Origin of the sequence: Pseudomonas sp. KK4 (assembly GCF_001984065.1) — a bacterium.
GTDB lineage: Bacteria > Pseudomonadota > Gammaproteobacteria > Pseudomonadales > Pseudomonadaceae > Aquipseudomonas.
In genome coordinates, this window is the sequence record NZ_LYVP01000001.1 from 86,723 (window position 1) to 106,182 (window position 19,460).

17 protein-coding genes are annotated in these 19,460 nt (G+C 53.9%); 16 read left to right on the forward strand and 1 reads right to left on the reverse strand.

Annotated elements, in window-relative coordinates; translation table 11 throughout:
* The first annotated feature begins 122 nt into the window (after nt 1-122).
* The 13 genes from B0W55_RS00405 to B0W55_RS29675 all read left to right on the forward strand — a co-directional run bounded on the left by B0W55_RS00405 (nt 123) and on the right by B0W55_RS29675 (nt 12,623).
* Nucleotides 123-530, forward strand: coding sequence for a F0F1 ATP synthase subunit I (locus B0W55_RS00405; protein ID WP_077044097.1), 408 nt, complete (start codon nt 123-125; stop codon nt 528-530).
* Between the two features lie 16 nt (nt 531-546).
* Entirely contained in the window at nt 547-1,416 is an 870-nt protein-coding gene (atpB, locus tag B0W55_RS00410) for a F0F1 ATP synthase subunit A (RefSeq protein ID WP_007969902.1), read from the forward strand.
* 131 nt (nt 1,417-1,547) lie between these two features.
* Entirely contained in the window at nt 1,548-1,805 is a 258-nt protein-coding gene (gene atpE, locus B0W55_RS00415) for a F0F1 ATP synthase subunit C (protein ID WP_003097235.1), read from the forward strand.
* Nucleotides 1,806-1,863: 58 nt separating this feature from the next.
* Nucleotides 1,864-2,334: a F0F1 ATP synthase subunit B gene (locus B0W55_RS00420; protein WP_056854267.1), complete on the forward strand. Its 471-nt coding sequence runs from the start codon at nt 1,864-1,866 to the stop codon at nt 2,332-2,334.
* Nucleotides 2,335-2,346: 12 nt separating this feature from the next.
* Nucleotides 2,347-2,883, forward strand: a complete 537-nt coding sequence (locus B0W55_RS00425; protein ID WP_077044098.1) for a F0F1 ATP synthase subunit delta — start codon at nt 2,347-2,349, stop codon at nt 2,881-2,883.
* 21 nt (nt 2,884-2,904) lie between these two features.
* Nucleotides 2,905-4,449 (forward strand): F0F1 ATP synthase subunit alpha, encoded by a 1,545-nt coding sequence (gene atpA, locus B0W55_RS00430; RefSeq protein ID WP_077044099.1) that lies wholly within the window; start codon nt 2,905-2,907, stop codon nt 4,447-4,449.
* Between the two features lie 50 nt (nt 4,450-4,499).
* The gene (atpG, locus tag B0W55_RS00435) at nt 4,500-5,360 is read left to right on the forward strand and encodes a F0F1 ATP synthase subunit gamma (protein WP_077044100.1); all 861 of its coding nucleotides are present in this window, start codon (nt 4,500-4,502) and stop codon (nt 5,358-5,360) included.
* A gap of 27 nt (nt 5,361-5,387) precedes the next feature.
* Nucleotides 5,388-6,764, forward strand: coding sequence for a F0F1 ATP synthase subunit beta (gene atpD / locus B0W55_RS00440; RefSeq protein ID WP_077044101.1), 1,377 nt, complete (start codon nt 5,388-5,390; stop codon nt 6,762-6,764).
* Between the two features lie 45 nt (nt 6,765-6,809).
* Nucleotides 6,810-7,235, forward strand: coding sequence for a F0F1 ATP synthase subunit epsilon (locus tag B0W55_RS00445; protein ID WP_007969909.1), 426 nt, complete (start codon nt 6,810-6,812; stop codon nt 7,233-7,235).
* A gap of 113 nt (nt 7,236-7,348) precedes the next feature.
* Nucleotides 7,349-8,716: a bifunctional UDP-N-acetylglucosamine diphosphorylase/glucosamine-1-phosphate N-acetyltransferase GlmU gene (gene glmU, locus B0W55_RS00450; protein ID WP_077044102.1), complete on the forward strand. Its 1,368-nt coding sequence runs from the start codon at nt 7,349-7,351 to the stop codon at nt 8,714-8,716.
* 235 nt (nt 8,717-8,951) lie between these two features.
* Nucleotides 8,952-9,728, forward strand: coding sequence for a DeoR/GlpR family DNA-binding transcription regulator (locus B0W55_RS00455; RefSeq protein ID WP_077044103.1), 777 nt, complete (start codon nt 8,952-8,954; stop codon nt 9,726-9,728).
* A gap of 1 nt (nt 9,729) precedes the next feature.
* Nucleotides 9,730-11,562 (forward strand): glutamine--fructose-6-phosphate transaminase (isomerizing), encoded by a 1,833-nt coding sequence (gene glmS / locus B0W55_RS00460; RefSeq protein WP_077044104.1) that lies wholly within the window; start codon nt 9,730-9,732, stop codon nt 11,560-11,562.
* A 134-nt stretch (nt 11,563-11,696) separates the two neighbouring features.
* On the forward strand, nt 11,697-12,623 hold the full coding sequence (locus B0W55_RS29675) for a TniQ family protein (RefSeq protein WP_256576155.1): 927 nt from the start codon (nt 11,697-11,699) through the stop codon (nt 12,621-12,623).
* A gap of 119 nt (nt 12,624-12,742) precedes the next feature.
* On the opposite strand, the gene B0W55_RS00470 is transcribed toward B0W55_RS29675, so the two are convergent.
* Nucleotides 12,743-14,344 (reverse strand): TnsD family Tn7-like transposition protein, encoded by a 1,602-nt coding sequence (locus B0W55_RS00470; protein WP_077044106.1) that lies wholly within the window; start codon nt 14,342-14,344, stop codon nt 12,743-12,745.
* Nucleotides 14,345-15,007: 663 nt separating this feature from the next.
* Between B0W55_RS00470 and B0W55_RS00475 the strand changes: the two genes are divergently transcribed.
* The 3 genes from B0W55_RS00475 to B0W55_RS00485 are packed head-to-tail and all read left to right on the forward strand — an operon-like array spanning nt 15,008 to nt 19,322.
* The gene (locus B0W55_RS00475) at nt 15,008-15,970 is read left to right on the forward strand and encodes a transposase (RefSeq protein ID WP_077044107.1); all 963 of its coding nucleotides are present in this window, start codon (nt 15,008-15,010) and stop codon (nt 15,968-15,970) included.
* On the forward strand, nt 15,967-17,976 hold the full coding sequence (locus B0W55_RS31020) for a transposase (protein ID WP_077044108.1): 2,010 nt from the start codon (nt 15,967-15,969) through the stop codon (nt 17,974-17,976). Before B0W55_RS00475 ends, B0W55_RS31020 begins: the two co-directional genes overlap by 4 nt.
* On the forward strand, nt 17,973-19,322 hold the full coding sequence (locus B0W55_RS00485) for a transposase (protein ID WP_077044109.1): 1,350 nt from the start codon (nt 17,973-17,975) through the stop codon (nt 19,320-19,322). The genes B0W55_RS31020 and B0W55_RS00485 overlap by 4 nt, the downstream gene beginning before the upstream one ends.
* Nucleotides 19,323-19,460 lie beyond the last annotated feature (138 nt).

Consider the following 19,460-nt stretch of genomic DNA (forward strand, 5'->3'; position numbering starts at 1 on the left):
GGAAATCACTACCTGACAGTTGAATAGGGGCAGAACCGCCCCTATACTCTGCGCGCATTTTGTCGGCACAAATTATGCCAAGTTATTGAATTTCGGCAGCCGACCATTGGAGAGCAATAGTGATGGAAACCCGCACGCCAAACCGCTTGCCGTTCCATCGCCTGGCAGTTTTTCCGGTGTTAATGGCTCAATTTATCGTTTTGCTCATTGCCGCTTTGGCGCTTTGGCAATGGTACGGAGTCGTTGCCGGGTACTCGGGACTTTGCGGAGGCCTGATAGCCTTGCTGCCCAATGTTTATTTCGCTCACAGGGCATTTCGGTTTTCCGGCGCCCGAGCAGCCCAGTCCATTGTCCGGTCGTTTTATGCCGGCGAGGCAGGGAAACTGATTTTGACGGCAGTGCTGTTTGCACTGGTGTTTGCAGGTGTGAAGCCATTGGCGCCGATTGCAGTCTTCGGTGCCTTCGTGCTGACTCAGTCGGTCAGCTGGTTCGCTCCCCTGCTGATGAGAACAAGACTTTCGAGACCTTAGGGCGTTTGAGGCAACCATGGCAGAAACAACCGCTTCGGGCTATATCCAGCACCACTTGCAGAACCTGACTTTCGGTCAGCACCCTACCGGCGGCTGGGGCTTTGCCCACACCGCAGCAGAAGCCAAAGAGATGGGCTTCTGGGCTTTCCACGTCGATACCCTCGGCTGGTCGGTCGCATTGGGTCTGATCTTCGTACTTCTTTTCCGCATGGCGGCAAAGAAAGCGACTTCCGGTCAGCCAGGTGCCTTGCAGAACTTCGTTGAAGTACTGGTCGAATTCGTCGATGGCAGCGTGAAAGACAGCTTCCATGGCCGTAGCCCGGTGATTGCACCGCTGGCACTGACCATCTTCGTCTGGGTGTTCCTGATGAACGCCGTCGACCTGGTACCGGTCGACTGGATTCCTCAGCTGGCCATCCTGATCTCCGGCGACCACCACATCCCGTTCCGCGCCGTGTCGACCACCGACCCGAACGCGACCCTGGGCATGGCGTTCTCGGTTTTCGCACTGATCATTTTCTACAGCATCAAGGTCAAGGGCCTCGGCGGCTTCATCGGCGAGCTGACCCTGCACCCGTTCGGCAGCAAGAACATCTTCGTTCAAGCCCTGCTGATCCCGGTGAACTTCCTGCTGGAATTCGTGACCCTGATCGCCAAGCCGATCTCCCTGGCTCTGCGTCTTTTCGGCAACATGTATGCCGGTGAGCTGGTGTTCATTCTGATCGCTGTGATGTTCGGCAGCGGTCTGCTCTGGCTCAGCGGCCTGGGCGTCGTTCTGCAGTGGGCGTGGGCGGTATTCCACATCCTGATCATCACCCTGCAGGCGTTCATCTTCATGATGCTGACCATCGTCTACCTGTCGATGGCGCACGAAGAAAACCATTAAGGCCAGTCTCGACTAGTCTGATGTCCCTCTCGGTCAAACGAGAGGGGGTCCTTACGGGCCTCTGAAACGATTTGTTTTACCGCTTTAATCTAAAAAACCTAAACCATACGACGTAAAAGTCGGGAGGAAAGATGGAAACTGTAGTTGGTCTAACCGCTATCGCTGTTGCACTGTTGATCGGCCTGGGCGCACTGGGTACCGCAATTGGTTTCGGCCTGCTGGGCGGCAAGTTCCTGGAAGGCGCAGCGCGTCAGCCAGAAATGGTTCCAATGCTGCAAGTTAAAATGTTCATCGTTGCCGGTCTGCTCGACGCCGTAACCATGATCGGTGTTGGTATCGCTCTGTTCTTCACCTTTGCGAACCCGTTCGTTGGTCAGATCGCTGGCTGATTACTCGGATCTTCCGGGTAATTTGGTGTGATGGACAACGTAACTGCGAGGTGTTGGCGTGAACATTAATGCGACCCTGATTGGCCAGTCCGTTGCGTTCCTGATTTTTGTACTGTTCTGCATGAAGTTTGTATGGCCTCCGGTCATCGCAGCTCTGCACGAACGTCAAAAGAAGATCGCTGATGGTCTGGACGCTGCCAGCCGAGCAGCTCGCGACCTGGAGTTGGCCCAAGAGAAAGCGGGTCAGCAACTGCGCGAAGCGAAAGCTCAGGCAGCTGAAATCATCGAGCAAGCCAAGAAACGCGGTACCCAGATTGTCGACGAAGCCCGTGAACAGGCTCGCGTCGAAGCTGACCGTGTGAAGGCTCAGGCTCAGGCCGAGATCGAACAGGAACTGAATAGCGTCAAAGACGCGCTGCGCGCCCAAGTGGGTAGCCTGGCCGTTGGCGGTGCTGCGAAGATCCTGGGTGCCACAATCGATCAAAACGCGCACGCAGAGCTGGTTAACCAACTGGCTGCTGAAATCTAAGCGAGGGCGATCATGGCAGAACTGACCACGTTGGCCCGACCTTACGCTAAGGCGGCCTTCGAGCACGCTCAGGCCCACCAGCAACTGGCCAATTGGTCAGCCATGCTCGGCCTGGCAGCAGCGGTGTCGCAAGACGACACCATGCAGCGCGTGCTCAAGGCCCCGCGACTGACGAGCGCAGAAAAGGCCGCCACGTTCATTGACGTGTGCGGCGACAAGTTTGATGCCAAGGCACAGAACTTCATTAACGTCGTTGCCGAAAACGACCGTCTCCTGCTGTTGCCGGAGATCGCTGCTCTGTTTGACCTGTACAAGGCCGAACAAGAGAAGTCGGTAGATGTTGAAGTCACCAGTGCATTCGCATTGAACCAAGAACAGCAAGACAAACTCGCCAAGGTTCTCAGTGCACGACTCAACCGGGAAGTGCGCCTGCAAGTCGAGGAAGATTCATCCCTGATTGGGGGTGTTGTCATCCGCGCCGGCGACCTGGTTATCGATGGCTCGATTCGCGGCAAAATCGCGAAACTTGCCGAAGCATTGAAATCTTGAGTTTGAAGGGGCAGCAGAGCAATGCAGCAACTCAATCCTTCCGAAATAAGTGAAATTATCAAGGGCCGCATCGACAAGCTCGATGTGACCTCCCAAGCCCGTAACGAAGGCACTGTCGTCAGCGTATCTGACGGTATCGTGCGGATTCACGGTCTGGCCGACGTCATGTACGGCGAGATGATCGAGTTTCCGGGCGGCGTCTTCGGTATGGCCCTCAACCTGGAGCAAGACTCCGTAGGTGCCGTTGTATTGGGCGCATACACCAGTCTGGCTGAAGGCATGAGCGCCAAGTGCACCGGCCGCATCCTCGAAGTTCCGGTTGGTAAGGAACTGCTGGGTCGCGTGGTCGACGCACTGGGTAACCCAGTTGACGGCAAAGGTCCGCTGAACAACACCGAGACCGACGCGGTCGAGAAAGTTGCTCCAGGCGTGATCTGGCGTAAGTCGGTAGACCAGCCTGTACAGACTGGCTACAAGGCTGTCGATGCCATGATCCCTGTCGGCCGTGGCCAGCGTGAGCTGATCATCGGTGACCGTCAGATCGGTAAAACCGCTCTGGCGATCGACGCGATCATCAACCAGAAAGACAGCGGCATTTTCTGCGTCTACGTAGCCATCGGTCAGAAGCAATCGACCATCGCCAACGTAGTTCGCAAGCTGGAAGAAAACGGTGCACTGGCTAACACCATCATCGTTGCAGCCAGTGCCTCCGAATCGGCTGCACTGCAGTTCCTGGCACCGTACTCCGGTTGCACCATGGGCGAATACTTCCGCGACCGCGGTGAAGACGCGCTGATCGTTTATGACGATCTGTCCAAGCAAGCAGTGGCTTACCGCCAGATCTCCCTGCTGCTGCGCCGTCCACCAGGACGTGAGGCTTACCCAGGCGACGTGTTCTATCTCCACTCCCGTCTGCTGGAGCGCGCATCCCGCGTTTCGGAAGAGTACGTAGAGAAGTTCACCAACGGCGCAGTGACCGGCAAAACCGGTTCCCTGACCGCGCTGCCGATCATCGAAACCCAGGCTGGCGACGTTTCCGCGTTCGTTCCGACCAACGTGATTTCCATCACCGACGGTCAGATCTTCCTGGAATCGGCCATGTTCAACTCGGGCATCCGCCCTGCAGTGAACGCCGGTGTTTCGGTATCCCGTGTGGGTGGTGCCGCTCAGACCAAGATCATCAAGAAGCTCTCCGGCGGTATCCGTACCGCTCTGGCTCAGTACCGTGAACTGGCGGCATTCGCCCAGTTCGCTTCTGACCTGGACGAAGCGACCCGTAAGCAACTTGAGCATGGTCAGCGCGTTACCGAGCTGATGAAGCAGAAGCAATACGCGCCAATGTCGATCGCCGACATGTCGCTGTCGCTGTATGCCGCTGAGCGTGGGTTCCTGACTGACGTTGAAATCGCCAAGATCGGCAGCTTCGAGCAAGCGCTGATTGCTTACTTCAACCGCGATCACGCCGACTTGATGGCGAAGATCAACGTGAAGGGTGACTTCAATGACGAGATCGATGGCGGCCTGAAAGCCGGTATCGAGAAGTTCAAGGCCACCCAAACCTGGTAAGCCGCAGCGGGAGCCGCAAGGCTCCCGCTTGCTAACCTGATAGGTGTTACATGGCAGGCGCAAAAGAGATTCGCAGTAAGATTGCGAGCATCAAAAGCACGCAAAAAATTACCAGCGCCATGGAAAAAGTGGCGGTCAGCAAAATGCGCAAGGCACAAATGCGCATGGCTGCTAGCCGTCCTTATGCGGAGCGTATCCGCCAGGTAATTGGGCATCTGGCCAACGCCAACCCGGAATACCGCCACCCATTCATGATCGAACGCCCATTGAAGCGTGTTGGTTATGTCGTAGTGAGCAGTGACCGTGGTCTGTGCGGCGGCTTGAACACCAACCTGTTCAAGGCCCTGGTCAAGGACATGGCGGTAAACCGCGAAAACGGCGTCGAGATCGATCTGTGCGTGATTGGTAGCAAGGGTGCGGCTTTCTTCCGCAACTTCGGCGGTAACGTCGTTGCAGCTATCAGCCACCTGGGTGAAGAGCCGTCGATCAATGATCTGATCGGCAGCGTCAAGGTGATGCTGGATGCCTACCTGGACGGCCGTATTGACCGTTTGTCCGTGGTATCCAACAAGTTCATCAATACCATGACGCAACAGCCTACCGTGGAGCAATTGGTTCCGCTGGTGGCAACCCCGGATCAAGACCTCAAGCACCACTGGGACTATCTCTACGAACCGGACGCCAAAGAGCTGCTTGACGGCCTGATGGTGCGCTACGTGGAGTCGCAGGTGTACCAGGCGGTGGTCGAGAACAACGCGGCTGAACAGGCTGCGCGGATGATCGCGATGAAGAACGCTACCGACAACGCCGGTGATTTGATCAGCGATTTGCAGCTGGTCTACAACAAGGCGCGTCAGGCTGCGATCACCCAAGAGATCTCGGAAATCGTCGGCGGCGCTGCCGCGGTTTAACGGTTCAAATATTCAGAGGATCCAGCTATGAGTAGCGGACGTATCGTTCAAATCATCGGCGCCGTTATCGACGTGGAATTTCCACGCGACAGCGTACCGAGCATCTACGACGCCTTGAAAGTTCAAGGCGCCGAAACCACTCTGGAAGTTCAGCAGCAGCTGGGCGACGGCGTGGTTCGTACCATTGCGATGGGCTCCACCGAAGGCTTGAAGCGCGGTCTGGACGTCAACAACACTGGCGCAGCCATCTCCGTACCGGTCGGTAAAGCGACTCTGGGCCGGATCATGGACGTACTGGGCAACCCGATCGACGAAGCTGGCCCGATCGGCGAAGAAGAGCGCTGGGGTATCCACCGCGCCGCTCCTACCTTCGCAGAACAAGCCGGTGGCAACGAGCTGCTGGAAACAGGCATCAAGGTTATCGACCTGGTTTGCCCGTTCGCCAAGGGCGGTAAGGTCGGTCTGTTCGGTGGTGCCGGTGTAGGCAAGACCGTAAACATGATGGAACTGATCCGTAACATCGCCATCGAGCACAGCGGTTATTCCGTGTTCGCCGGTGTGGGTGAGCGTACTCGTGAGGGTAACGACTTCTACCACGAGATGAAGGACTCCAACGTTCTGGACAAAGTGGCACTGGTTTACGGTCAGATGAACGAGCCGCCGGGAAACCGTCTGCGCGTAGCCCTGACCGGCCTGACCATGGCCGAGAAGTTCCGTGACGAAGGTAACGACGTTCTGCTGTTCGTCGACAACATCTATCGTTACACCCTGGCCGGTACCGAAGTATCCGCACTGCTGGGCCGTATGCCTTCCGCAGTAGGTTATCAGCCGACCCTGGCTGAAGAGATGGGCGTACTGCAGGAGCGCATCACTTCGACCAAGCAAGGTTCGATTACTTCGATCCAGGCGGTATACGTACCAGCGGACGACTTGACTGACCCGTCGCCAGCGACCACCTTCGCCCACTTGGACGCCACCGTCGTTCTGTCCCGTGACATCGCTTCCCTGGGTATCTACCCAGCGGTAGACCCACTGGACTCGACTTCGCGTCAGCTGGATCCGAACGTGATCGGCAACGAGCACTACGAAACCGCTCGCGGCGTTCAGTACGTGCTGCAGCGTTACAAAGAACTGAAGGACATCATTGCGATCCTGGGTATGGACGAGCTGTCGGAAGCCGACAAGCAGTTGGTAAACCGTGCTCGTAAGATCCAGCGCTTCTTGTCGCAGCCGTTCTTCGTGGCTGAAGTCTTCACCGGTGCTTCGGGCAAATACGTTTCCCTGAAAGACACCATTGCTGGCTTCAAAGGCATCCTCAACGGTGACTACGACCACCTGCCAGAACAAGCGTTCTACATGGTTGGCGGCATCGAAGAAGCGATCGAGAAAGCCAAGAAACTGTAATCCCGGCGCCCGGTAACGGGCGCTAATTTAGTTTGAGGCAATCAGATGGCTATGACAGTCCATTGCGATATCGTCAGCGCGGAAGGGGAAATCTTTTCCGGCCTGGTCGAGATGGTGATTGCGCACGGTGCACTCGGTGATCTTGGTATCGCTCTGGGTCACGCGCCGCTGATCACTAATCTCAAGCCAGGTCCGATCCGCCTGGTCAAGCAGGGCGGGGAAGAGGAGGTGTATTACATCTCCGGTGGTTTCCTCGAGGTTCAGCCGAACATGGTCAAGGTTCTTGCCGACACCGTGCAACGAGCTGCCGACCTGGACGAAGCCTCCGCTCAGGAAGCCGTTAAGGCTGCCGAGAAGGCCTTGCATGAGCGGGGCGCGGAATTCGATTACGGTTCTGCCGCCGCACGCCTGGCCGAGGCCGCAGCTCAGCTGCGCACCGTCCAGCAGATCCGCAAGAAGTTCGGCCATTAAGGCGCGCTTGTTGTGTGATTGATTAAAAAGGGTAGCCTCGGCTACCCTTTTTTATTTTCCGATGTTCATCACGTTGGTCGCAGCCGCTGACCACCCAGGATTGGTAGCCAGTCATGTCTCTTGAAATCGTTATCCTCGCTGCTGGCCAAGGCACGCGTATGCGTTCGGCCTTGCCGAAGGTTCTGCATCCGATTGCCGGTAATTCGATGCTCGGCCATGTTATCCACAGCGCCCGCCAACTTGATCCACAGCGCATTCATGTGGTGATCGGCCATGGCGCCGACGCTGTCCGTGAGCGTCTGGCCGCCGACGATCTGAACTTCGTCCTGCAGGACAAGCAACTGGGCACCGGGCATGCCGTCGCTCAAGCTGTTCCTTTCATCGAAGCCGATACCGTGCTGGTTCTTTACGGCGATGTGCCGTTGATCGAAGTCGAAACCCTGCAGCGCCTGCTCAAGCTGGTTGTACCGGGCCAGATGGGGTTGCTGACGGTGGAACTGGACGACGCGACCGGCTATGGCCGAATCGTTCGCGGAACCGACGGCAAAGTCGCTGCCATCGTAGAGCACAAAGATGCCAACGAAGTGCAACGCGCCATCAAGGAAGGCAACACCGGTATCCTCGCCCTGCCTGCCGATCGCCTGGCTGACTGGACTGGGCGCCTGTCGAACAACAACGTTCAGGGTGAATACTACCTGACCGACGTTATCGAGATGGCCGTCCACGACGGCCTGACCGTGGCCACCGAGCAACCTCACGATGCGATGGAAGTGCAGGGCGCCAACGATCGAAAACAGCTTTCCGAGCTCGAGCGCCACTATCAACTGCGTGCCGGTCGTCGCTTGATGGCCCAGGGCGTAACACTTCGTGACCCTGCACGTTTCGACGTTCGTGGTGAAGTCACCGTCGGCCGTGACGTACTGATCGATATCAACGTGATCCTCGAAGGCAAGGTAGTCATCGAAGACGACGTGGTGATCGGCCCGAACTGCGTCATCAAGGACAGCACATTGCGCAAAGGCGTGGTGGTCAAGGCGAACAGTCACATAGAAGGCGCGATTCTCGGTGAAGGCAGCGATGCCGGTCCGTTTGCACGTCTACGCCCAGGTACTGTTCTCGAAGCACGGGCTCATGTGGGTAACTTCGTCGAGCTGAAAAATGCTCATCTGGGCGAAGGCGCCAAGGCCGGTCACTTGAGCTATCTGGGCGATGCCGAAATAGGCGCACGCACCAACATCGGCGCAGGCACCATCACCTGCAACTACGATGGCGTGAACAAGTGGAAAACCGTACTGGGCGAAGACGTCTTCATCGGCTCGAACAACTCGTTGGTTGCTCCTGTGGATATCTCGGCGGGTGCAACCACGGCTGCCGGTTCGACCATCACTCAAAATGTGGATAAAGATCAATTGGCCGTGGGTCGTGCCCGCCAGAAAAACATCGATGGCTGGAAACGCCCGGAGAAGGTCAAAAAGTCTTGAGTTGTCCACAGGTCATGATCGCCTGAAGTTATTCACAGGCATGATCGATCAAGGTTAGCCGGCACGCCTCGCGACTGCAGATTTGTTTCGTTCAGAACGATGCACATCCTGTAGGCGCAAAGCTTGCCGGCGAATCTTTTATCCACAGACATTTTTATCACTCCCCGCTTGACGAAGTTTCACCGATAGGTTTTGATTGCTTCCGTTATCTTTCGAAACGAAACTTATCTCCTTCATGTCCAAGCGTAATACTCCACAGCGCCGTCACAACATTCTTGCCTTGCTCAACGAGCAGGGTGAAGTCAGTGTGGACGAGTTGGCCAAACGCTTCGAAACCTCTGAAGTTACGATTCGCAAGGATCTTGCGGCACTTGAGAGCAATGGTCTGCTGTTGCGTCGATATGGCGGAGCGATCACCATGCCTCAGGAACTGGTGGCCGACCTCGGTCAGACCGTCTCCAAATACAAGCAGGCCATCGCCCGCGCTGCGGTCACGCGGATTCGCGAACATGCACGGATCATCATCGACAGTGGCAGCACCACGGCGGCGATGATTCCGGAGCTTGGTCAACAACCCGGCCTGGTGGTGATGACCAATTCGCTGCATGTCGCCAACGCTTTGAGCGAGCTGGAACACGAGCCCGTACTGCTGATGACGGGCGGCACCTGGGATCCGCATTCAGAGTCTTTTCAGGGGCAAGTTGCGGAGCAGGTACTACGCTCCTACGACTTCGATCAATTGTTCATCGGTGCCGATGGCATCGACCTGGTTCGCGGTACCACCACCTTCAATGAATTGCTTGGGCTGAGCCGAGTCATGGCTGAAGTCGCCCGGGAAGTGGTGGTCATGGTTGAAGCTGACAAGATTGGCCGCAAGATTCCCAACCTGGAACTGCCCTGGAGCAGCGTCCATACCCTTATTACGGATGATCGCCTGTCACTCGAGGCCCGCGATCAGATTCAAGCTCGCGGTATCACATTGATTTGCGCGGCTGTCAGTCAGGAGAAATAACATGTGTGGAATTGTGGGTGCAGTTGCAGAACGTAATATCACCGCCATCCTGGTCGAGGGTCTCAAGCGTCTCGAATACCGCGGGTACGACAGCGCCGGTGTGGCCGTCTATACCAACGACGAAAAACTCGAGCGCGTGCGTCGTCCGGGTAAAGTCAGCGAATTGGAACAGGCGCTGGCTGAGTCGGCACTGACCGGTCGCCTGGGCATCGCTCACACCCGCTGGGCTACTCACGGCGCACCCTGCGAGCGCAACGCGCACCCGCATTTCTCCGGTGACCTGGCCGTGGTGCACAACGGCATCATCGAAAACCACGAAGCCCTGCGCGAGCAACTCAAGGCATTGGGTTACGTCTTTACCTCGGACACCGACACCGAAGTCATCGCGCACCTGCTCAATCACAAACTCAAGGAAGTGCCGGACCTGACCGCGGCGCTCAAGGCGACTGTCAAAGAATTGCACGGTGCCTATGGGCTGGCGGTGATCAGTGCCCGTCAGCCTGACCGCCTGGTAGCAGCCCGCAGTGGCAGCCCGCTGGTAATCGGCCTGGGCCTGGGTGAGAACTTCCTGGCGTCCGACCAATTGGCCTTGCGTCAGGTCACTGACCGCTTCATGTACCTGGAAGAGGGCGACATCGCCGAGATCCGTCGCGACAGCGTGCAGATCTGGGATGTGACCGGCCAAGCGGTCGAGCGCCAGACCGTTCAATACAGCGACGGCGCTGAAGCTGCCGACAAAGGCGAGTTCCGCCACTACATGCTCAAGGAAATCCACGAGCAACCGTCCGTGGTGCAGCGCACCCTCGAAGGTCGTCTGAGCCCGAACCAGGTGCTGGTCCAAGCCTTCGGTCCACAGGCTGCCGAGCTGTTCGCCAAAGTGCGCAACGTGCAGATCGTGGCCTGCGGCACCAGCTACCACGCCGGCATGGTCGCCCGTTACTGGCTGGAAGAATTGGCCGGCATCCCGTGCCAGGTCGAAGTGGCCAGCGAATTCCGCTACCGCAAGGTGGTGGTGCAGCCTGACACCCTGTTCGTCACCATTTCCCAGTCCGGCGAAACCGCCGACACCCTGGCTGCGCTGCGCAATGCCAAGGAGCTGGGTTTCCTTGCCAGCCTGGCGATCTGCAACGTCGGCATCAGTTCCCTGGTGCGCGAGTCCGATCTCACGCTGCTGACCCAGGCCGGCCGTGAAATCGGCGTTGCATCGACCAAAGCGTTCACCACGCAATTGGTCGGCCTGTTGTTGCTGACCCTGTCCCTGGGCCAGGTCCGCGGCACCCTGGCGGCTGGCGTAGAAGCCACGCTGGTCGAAGAACTGCGTCGCCTGCCAGCCCGTCTGGGTGAAGCGCTGGCGATGGACAGCACCGTGGAGAAAATCGCCGAGTTGTTCGCCGAGAAGAACCACACCCTGTTCCTGGGTCGTGGCGCGCAATTCCCGGTGGCGATGGAGGGGGCGCTCAAGCTCAAGGAAATCTCCTACATCCACGCCGAAGCCTACCCGGCAGGCGAGTTGAAACACGGCCCGCTGGCGCTTGTGGATAACGACATGCCAGTGGTCACCGTTGCGCCGAACAACGAGTTGCTGGAGAAGCTGAAGTCCAACCTCCAGGAAGTCCGCGCCCGGGGTGGTCAACTGATCGTGTTCGCTGACGAACAGGCAGGCATGACCAATGGTGAAGGCACCCACGTCGTGCACATGCCGCACATCCACGACATCCTGTCGCCGATCCTCTACACCATCCCGCTGCAGTTGCTGTCGTATTACGTCGCCGTGCTTAAGGGCACCGACGTTGACCAGCCGCGTAACCTGGCGAAATCGGTGACTGTGGAATAAGTTATCCACAGCAGGTCGAGCCTATGGTTTTAGACAATAAAAACTGTCGCTGAACAATAAAGACTGTCGCAGAGGAGGATTCCTCCTCTGCCGATCTTGAACGCTAGGCCCCTTGTAGCGCGGCTGCATATTCTATGCTCTTGCGAATCCAACCTGACGAGTCCTTACGTTCGTACATCGAGCGGAATCTCTATCTGAATTGGCAAAATCCGAACGCCAAGGTGTTCAGAAGCCTTTCTAGGTCCAGCTTACGCTCAACGGACCTACGTAAAATTGCTGCGCAGATCGGATGGCCAGGATGTAATGGGTTCAATCGTCTTTTGCACCTCCATACTCACTATCCAACGATCGCGGCCTTCAAGAACAGCCAAGAGCTGTCTTACTCTGACTGTGAGTACGTTGATGGCAGTAGCTGCTACGGCACCGACTGGAGTGGAGCAAGATATTGCCCAGAGTGTCTGAAAGAAGACCTTAAAAGGCTTGGATTTTCATACTGGCGTAGACAGCTGCGACACGAACTTGAGGTATGTGCAGCACACAACGTTGTTCTTGTAGATGCTTGTCCAAACTGCCGGCAGCCGTTTTCCAGCGAGGGGCACAATCTAGATGTGATGTGGGGAACGTGTGAGGGCGTTCATCTAAGTGAATGTTCATCGCAGAAGAACGACGATCCTCGGAAACTGAAAAAGGCAAGGTTCTATGCCGACTTGGCGAGGTTGGACCTGACAATTCCAGTGGACGCAGCACTCGACGTTTTAAAGTCGAAGATCGTGCTTGTTCAGCGTGCAGGGTCATTGAGTCATGACGCGCAGGAATGGGTTGAGAATGATGTCAACCGCGCATGGGAGAGGCTAGTTTTCGACCAGAGTAACGGTGCACTCCTCTTCCACGTGATGGAGATGCTCATAGAGGCATTGCTTGAGCTTTACGACTCTTTTGGCCAATTCGTGGATGAAGTGGTGGCACAGGGGTATGGGCTGCGTCGCGTGGACACACTGTGGTCTACATACAGTGTTGGAGGTAGTAACCCCACCCAGTATGTAAAAGAAGAAAGTTTGTAGGGGTGTTGCTCAATCGCGACGGCAGCTCCGGTTTGAGTGCCCATGGATGGCTACGGGCGTTCTTAAGCCACTGTCGGTAACCTTGAGTCCAGCGCGAATTCAATATGATCGAAGGTATCTCATAAGTTTAACTTCGACATGATGATCGCCTGAGTGGTGGGAAAGCGACGTGGGCTTTCAAGAGCTCGAGAAAATCCTGTTATAAGGTCGCATAGCTCACATCTTGAAAGACTCTTGGCGTCACCATCGGAAATATTATTGATTATCTCGAAGACAAGACGCGCTAGGTTATGATCTCGTTCGTTCCAGTCTACATGACAGTTATTGCCTAGACGACCGCTTGGAATCTTTCCATTTATTTCAAATAACCAGTCACGTTCATATCGGTACAGCCACTGATATGACGCTGGTGCTTTTTTTCGAAGGAGCGTGGGGCTGAGCGTTGGATTATCCATAATAATTTTATTCCACGTTTCACGATGTTTAGTTCTACTAATCGTAAAGCTAAGGTCTTTTCTGATTTTTTCGACAGCTGGCTCAGATTTCAGAATTCGGTTAACCGTGCTTATGCTTATTGAAAATTTTGAGCAGACCTTGCTTTTACTTATGCCACTGCGCAGTTCTTCCAAAATAAATGTTTGCAATAGCGGCTTAATTTTCTTAGGACGTTTTTTTACCAGGAAAGCATTATTGTTTTCCTCAGTTTCTTGCGATAACTGGCTCGTGTGATCGATAGTATGTGCCTGAAATGCCTGGCTGCGAAGGCCGGTTATAATATCGTAGGCTTCAATAAATTTACTAAACTCGCCAAAAAGCCAATTAATCATTACCAAGTGTTTTAGTGGGTGGCAATGACTGCGTGGTTTACGTGTCATGGAGTAGAAGAATGCTGCTGCCCCTCTGGGCTCTGTGGACAGGGCGGTAAATGGTGGGAAGGGTTGTAGCAATGATACAAATGTAGCGAATGAGTTGAGAGCAGCAGCTTGACCGACACCTGGCCAACCGAGTGCATTCAAGGCTGCTTTGTAGATCTCACGAGTGATATCTGGGTCAAAATGCAGCGAGTAATGCTTCACCAGATCGACAATTGAAATCCCTAGGTTGGAACGCGCTTTGGTGGAGGCACTCGTGGTGGGCTTTTGTGTGCATGGGTGAAGTAGATTTTTAGTCGGTAAAGCCCATTCAAATATGCCCGACCATTGTCGATTGACTTTGCTAACGTTCAATATGGTGCCATGAGTTGGACACAAGATCATCCCTGGGTATTGATGTGTAAGATGCCAGTAAGCGACACCTCGCGAGGCATTGTCCTCATCCATACATGTGACGCACGCCTTCAAGGGATGTTCTGCACCAAACTGACCTGTCAGGAGGCCGAGGCGATATTTCAAGGATCCTAGTTGAGGCCCTTTGAGCACCTGCACTGCCTCTTCAATCCGTTGTTCTGTTTGAAATGGACAGAAGAAATTAAGAATTGTGTGATGATGAATTATCGATAAAGCGTCACCCCAAGTAGCGGAAACTAATGGGTTCAGTGAGTTAAAGTTGTTGGGAAAGTCGTGAGTAATAGTTTTGTAGCCGCCGCCATAAAGCCAACGCAAGGTACTATTGGTATTTAGATGCGATAGATAGCGGTGCTGCCGGCTGCAGATGCTGTAAAAAGTCTCGTCATCAAACCAGCGCAAGACGGGATTTCTTAGGTTGTCGATTGTTTGCGTCATCACCAAATCCCATGGAGTTCAAAGCTCTATGGTACGAGTTGCCAGACCGAGATATAAATTCTTTGTCGAGATAACGTGACGTGCTGTTTATGACTTTAGGTTTGTAACTAACTGAAAGATCTGTAACGAGAGCTTTGCCTCTTACGTTACTGAGATTGACCATGCGGTTTCACCCCTTGAGCGGCGGCCATGCGGTCGCTAAGCCGTGCTCAAAACTTTTCCATTGTCATATGTCAATTTGGAGCGATAACATATTCCGCTTTACTCAAAGCGGTGCACCTGATTATGGGGTAAAAAACCGCCTCGGCAAGCCTCGATCATATTTTGCTCGAGTTGAACTTGCAGACCATAGATGAAACATATCAAGAGGGATTCGATGACAGCTAGCTAATAGAGAGCGCTAGAAGTCAGATAGACAAAGGCCCAAGTGTCAGCTTGGGCCCCTGTGGATAAGTCAGATTTCGAGGCTGACCAATCCATTGTCTATTCATGCATGTGGGACGTCAAGTCCTGCACGACTTCGCTCATCCACAAGAAATCCGGCGTTATCCACAACGCTAGGTATGAGCGCCTGCCCGTCAGGAAAGGCTTTGCTGTGCCCCCGGATAGTTATCCCCAGCCGGGGTCTCGGCCGATGTAAGTTAAGATAATTGGAACGCATGAATGAACCAACAGCAGAAATTTGATCTCATTACGAGCCGTCAGGCACGGTTCGAATGGGGTAATCCCTACATCCCTTCCACCCTGGCGCTACCACGAGAAGCTCCTAAAGGCTCGCGCATTTCACGACTCAACAGTCGTAAGCTCGGTCGAACTCTTCATGCTTTATCTACACCTGAGCGTGTGTTCACTCAACTCGCGCTTTACTACCCAGACCTTTTCGATCTCCACGAACAGAAAATGCTATGGCCGTACGGAGCAGCTCACCCGCTTCGGGGGCACCCGCTGACCAAGGGAACATTCCCTCCACCGCTACGCGGCACAACAGAGATTGCCAAGGATATTGGCTTCAAGCATCACGAAATTACCGTGACCATGCCAGATGGAGTTCGTCGACGAATTCCCTTCCCGTATCAGGGGGATCTCCTGCTCTATCTGCTCGACGCCGCCGGCCGGCCTTACGCGGTGAATTGGAGTATCAAAGATCGTGAAGCAGCCTTCAGCGAGCGGCGGCTCTCCAGTGCTAAGACTCCACAGCAGCAGAGGAAAGATCGGGAGCATGCTGAACAGCGTGCTGAACTTGAGCGAGCCTATTACGCGAGCGCTGGCATCCGGACGCTGCAGCTATCCCTCGAGAGAATCGAATCCACGGTACATGCGAATCTTGACCTTCTTTTTGCGATGCATGGATTGCCTTTGTCGCAACCTCTGTCGCTACTTGAGCAGTTTAGCGACGATGTCCAGAGTGCAGTTCGTCGCGGTAATCCCGTAGCGTATTTAGCGCTTGAGTATGGGGCTCGATGGGGAGCTCGAGATCAGTTTGTCGCACGAATTTACCAGGACATCTGGGAACGGCGCCTGCTCGTGAATTTCTTCAAGCCTATCCTCATTGATCACCCCTTAGAAACGGGTGGGGGAGATTTACTGGAGGTTTACGGCTGCCTGTTCGAAGAGCGTGCATCGTGATTACCGGCGCTCGACTGATAGCGCCTGAGGGATTCTTGCATCTCTCAAAAGGCATCACTTATTACTTTCTAATCAATGATTCGGTCCAGAACCGCGTAAGGCTGATTGAGTTCACTGATCATGGCAAAGAGCTCAAACCATCGTTGGTGAAGCTCACGGCAATTGAATTTGAAGAGGCGCTTGAAGCCGGTTTTATCAGGGAGGAAAACGCAGCTGCCAAGTTTCCCCCTTGGTTGGAGCCTATCCAAGGTGTAGCGATCCCACATCTTGAGAATCGTCGGTTTTCGTCAAAAGAGTCCTACGATCAGAAGGTGAACCGGCGTTTCCTAGCAATCGCTGAACTGGTGCCTCGTATTCGGGAGATCCTGACCAGCGAAAATCCCGACGCGATCATAAACGCTCACGCTAAAGCCCAAAGGCCACAGCAAAACGCAACCCGTTTGCGACTATGGTTTTATACCTACATCACCTTCGGGCAAAACAAATGGGCACTCATACCGCCGCTTCATCGTATAGGTGGCTGGAACCGGGAAAGCCCCACGCGAACGAGCAAGCTCGGTCGGCCATCTCCGCGGGGGAAACGTGCGGGACATAACTGTGACGCAGCGATGAAGGAGAAAATTCGTTCCGCTTTTCTCAAATATAAATCGCCCTACAAGACCTGGAACACAATCTATCGAGAGATGCTAACTAAAGAGTTTGGGTGTATTTCCACTGAAAGACATAACAATTTTACATTCCATCATCCTGAGGGACTTCCTTTCCCCTCATTTCCCCAGATGAGATACTGGATTGACAAACTGTTTAGTTCCAGGTCGCGCTCGATCGCTGTAAGAGGGCAGCATAAAACGCGTGCTCTGTTTGCTGATCAAGGAAGCTTTTCAGAGCGTCTATTCAATGTAAATCAAAGCGTGGAATTCGATGGCTACAACATATCTGAAAAAATAACCGGTTTGCTGGAAGGTAGCGCTATAGACAGTTTTTGTGTTGTCCGGGCGGTATGCGCCTTATCAGGAATGATAGTGGGAATTGGTTTTTCCGAAGGTGCCGAAAACATGCAGGCATACAAGAACTGTTTGTTTTCCATGGCAATGGACAAAGTCAAATATTGTGAGTTGTTTGGCGTCGATATAACACCAGACCAATGGCCTTGTGCAGGTTTGTCGGGTGGTATTGTATTTGATCGCGGTCCAGGTGCTAACTACGAAACAGACTCGCACATTAATTGGCTTGGTGCTCTCGAGAATACGCCAGTTTTCTCTGGGCAGTCGAAAGCTTCCATCGAGTCGTCGCATCCTAGGGATAAAAAAACTCTTGACCAGCCAACGTACTTCCACAGCAAGCTCAATTTTGTAACGATGGCCCGGCGTGAAATATATCAGGTACTGGCTGATAACATGAGCTCCAATGCTGGAGATCGAATGGAGGAGTGCATGTATACAGCGGGCGTAAAACCTACCCCGCTAGGAGTCTGGAATTACTGGAGTATGCGTGGGCGGGACTCTTCTATTGGTATGCTCTTTGAAACTGCAATAAGAACTTTCCTTTCCAAGCATCCTGCGGTCATCCGTCAAGACGCTCTGTATTTCTATGGACGTAAATACCGGTCTGACGAGTTGGTAGCTACTGGAGTTCTCGATCGAGTTGCAAGAGCGGGAGTAATTCCCGTCCAAGTTTATGCGCTTTCCATGTGCGTGCGCCACATATGGGTTGAGGTCGAAGGGATTCTCTTTGAATTGGATATGGTACGTTCACAACGAACCGTTCAAGGTGACATAGATATTTCGCTCAGGGACCTACAAGAAATTGACCGACTCAGGCGCGAAAGCCTGGGCAAGCTTCGGGAGGAGCAGCCTGCTGCGCACCAGTTCGTTCGAGACAAATTCAAACAGGAGGCGGACGAGCATTGGGACTCAGGTGAGAGAAAGCTAGGTCGCGTCTCCAGAAGCGGGGCCGCACAACGTGATAAGGCTGACTACAACAGGTTCCGAGGTAAGGCAAAGTGACTAATTTCATTCACACCCGTTTTAGTTCATGCTTGGACTCCGAACGTGTTCGAAATAAAATCACGGTTAGACCAGCTTCGATAGACTCTTTAAAGGATACGCATCCGCTAGTTGGTGCGGAGGTCCTAGCTAATTCCCTGAAAAAGATTTATATACCTAACCAGTTCTCTCTGTTGTTTATTAATGAAATGCTTATTAAAGCATACATGCATCAACTTAATGTTTTTTCTAGTGATGTTGAATACACATCAAGGATTTATAATCCACCTGAAGTTGAGGTGTCGCCAGTGTGTCTCACCGGGTTAGCCGGTGTAGGAAAGAGTAATACAGTGACGGCATTGCGGAAGGTTATGCCAGAACCTATGGAATATTTTTCAGAGCACTGTACTGGTCCCGTGACTCTCGTGTCTCACTGGTATGCGAGCGCAAGAGGTAAACTAAGTGGAAAAGGTCTGCTCTGTGACTTTTTGTCTATTGAGAAAACTCCACTGGTATCTATGGGAAAGCTACTGCTGGAGGCACGCCGCCGCGCAAACAGGGATGCTGTTTCACTAGTCTTATTGGACGAAACTCAACATATCAACACTGGTAGTGGTTCAGTTAAGGTAACGGATATACTGTTGACTATGGCAGCGATCGGCCCTCCAATGGTGTATTTGAGCAATTACAGCTTGGTGCATAAGCTGTTACGTCGAAACAGTGAAGATAAGCAGCGTTTGTTGTCTGACCCCAGAATAATGTTGCCAGATGAGCCTGACAGCAAAGACTGGAAAGATTATATCGACGAATGCGTTAGGGTTAGCGGCGGGCATATACGACCAAGTTCAACTGAGTTTGCAGCAGAGGTTTATCGCTGCACTTTTGGTATCAAACGTTTGGCGGTGTTGTTGCTGAAGCAGGCGTATGTGGAGTGTCGCAATGATGGTCGTCCATGGGTGGAGCTTTCAGACCTTGGCCGTGCCTACCGCTCTGCTGCATTCACCAGCAATGCGAGTGAGGTGGAAGAGCTCCATCTACAAGCATTGAATAGTCGGCAATCGAAGCGATTGGATCTCTGTTGCCCATTCGATCTGCCAGTCGCTCATAAATCCAAAATTCTGAAATTTGTCAGAGCCGAGCGTCAGAGCCACGTGGTCGCAACAGTCTTTGACTCGGCTCTTACATCACGTGAGCGAGCAGCGAAGAATCGCATTGAGGAGCCGACTGCTCACAGCTCAGCTAAGGCAAAGCAAAGACGCAAGCCCCTAGCGGAAAAGCAGAGCGAGGTAGACCAGGCTAAGGCTTTCTTTGAGTACCTCGCCAACTCAAGCAGCCCAAGCAAACCGAAAAAGCTCGATGAGGATTGAGCCGAGGTGCTCTTAAGCCCGAATCCGAATGGCGGTGCGGCTATCAGGATTTCAATCTCATGCGCGTACTTTTCTGTTGTGAAATCCTATCCGACTTTTTCAGCAGAATCGGCCATTAGGGCAAACCAGAGGGAACAA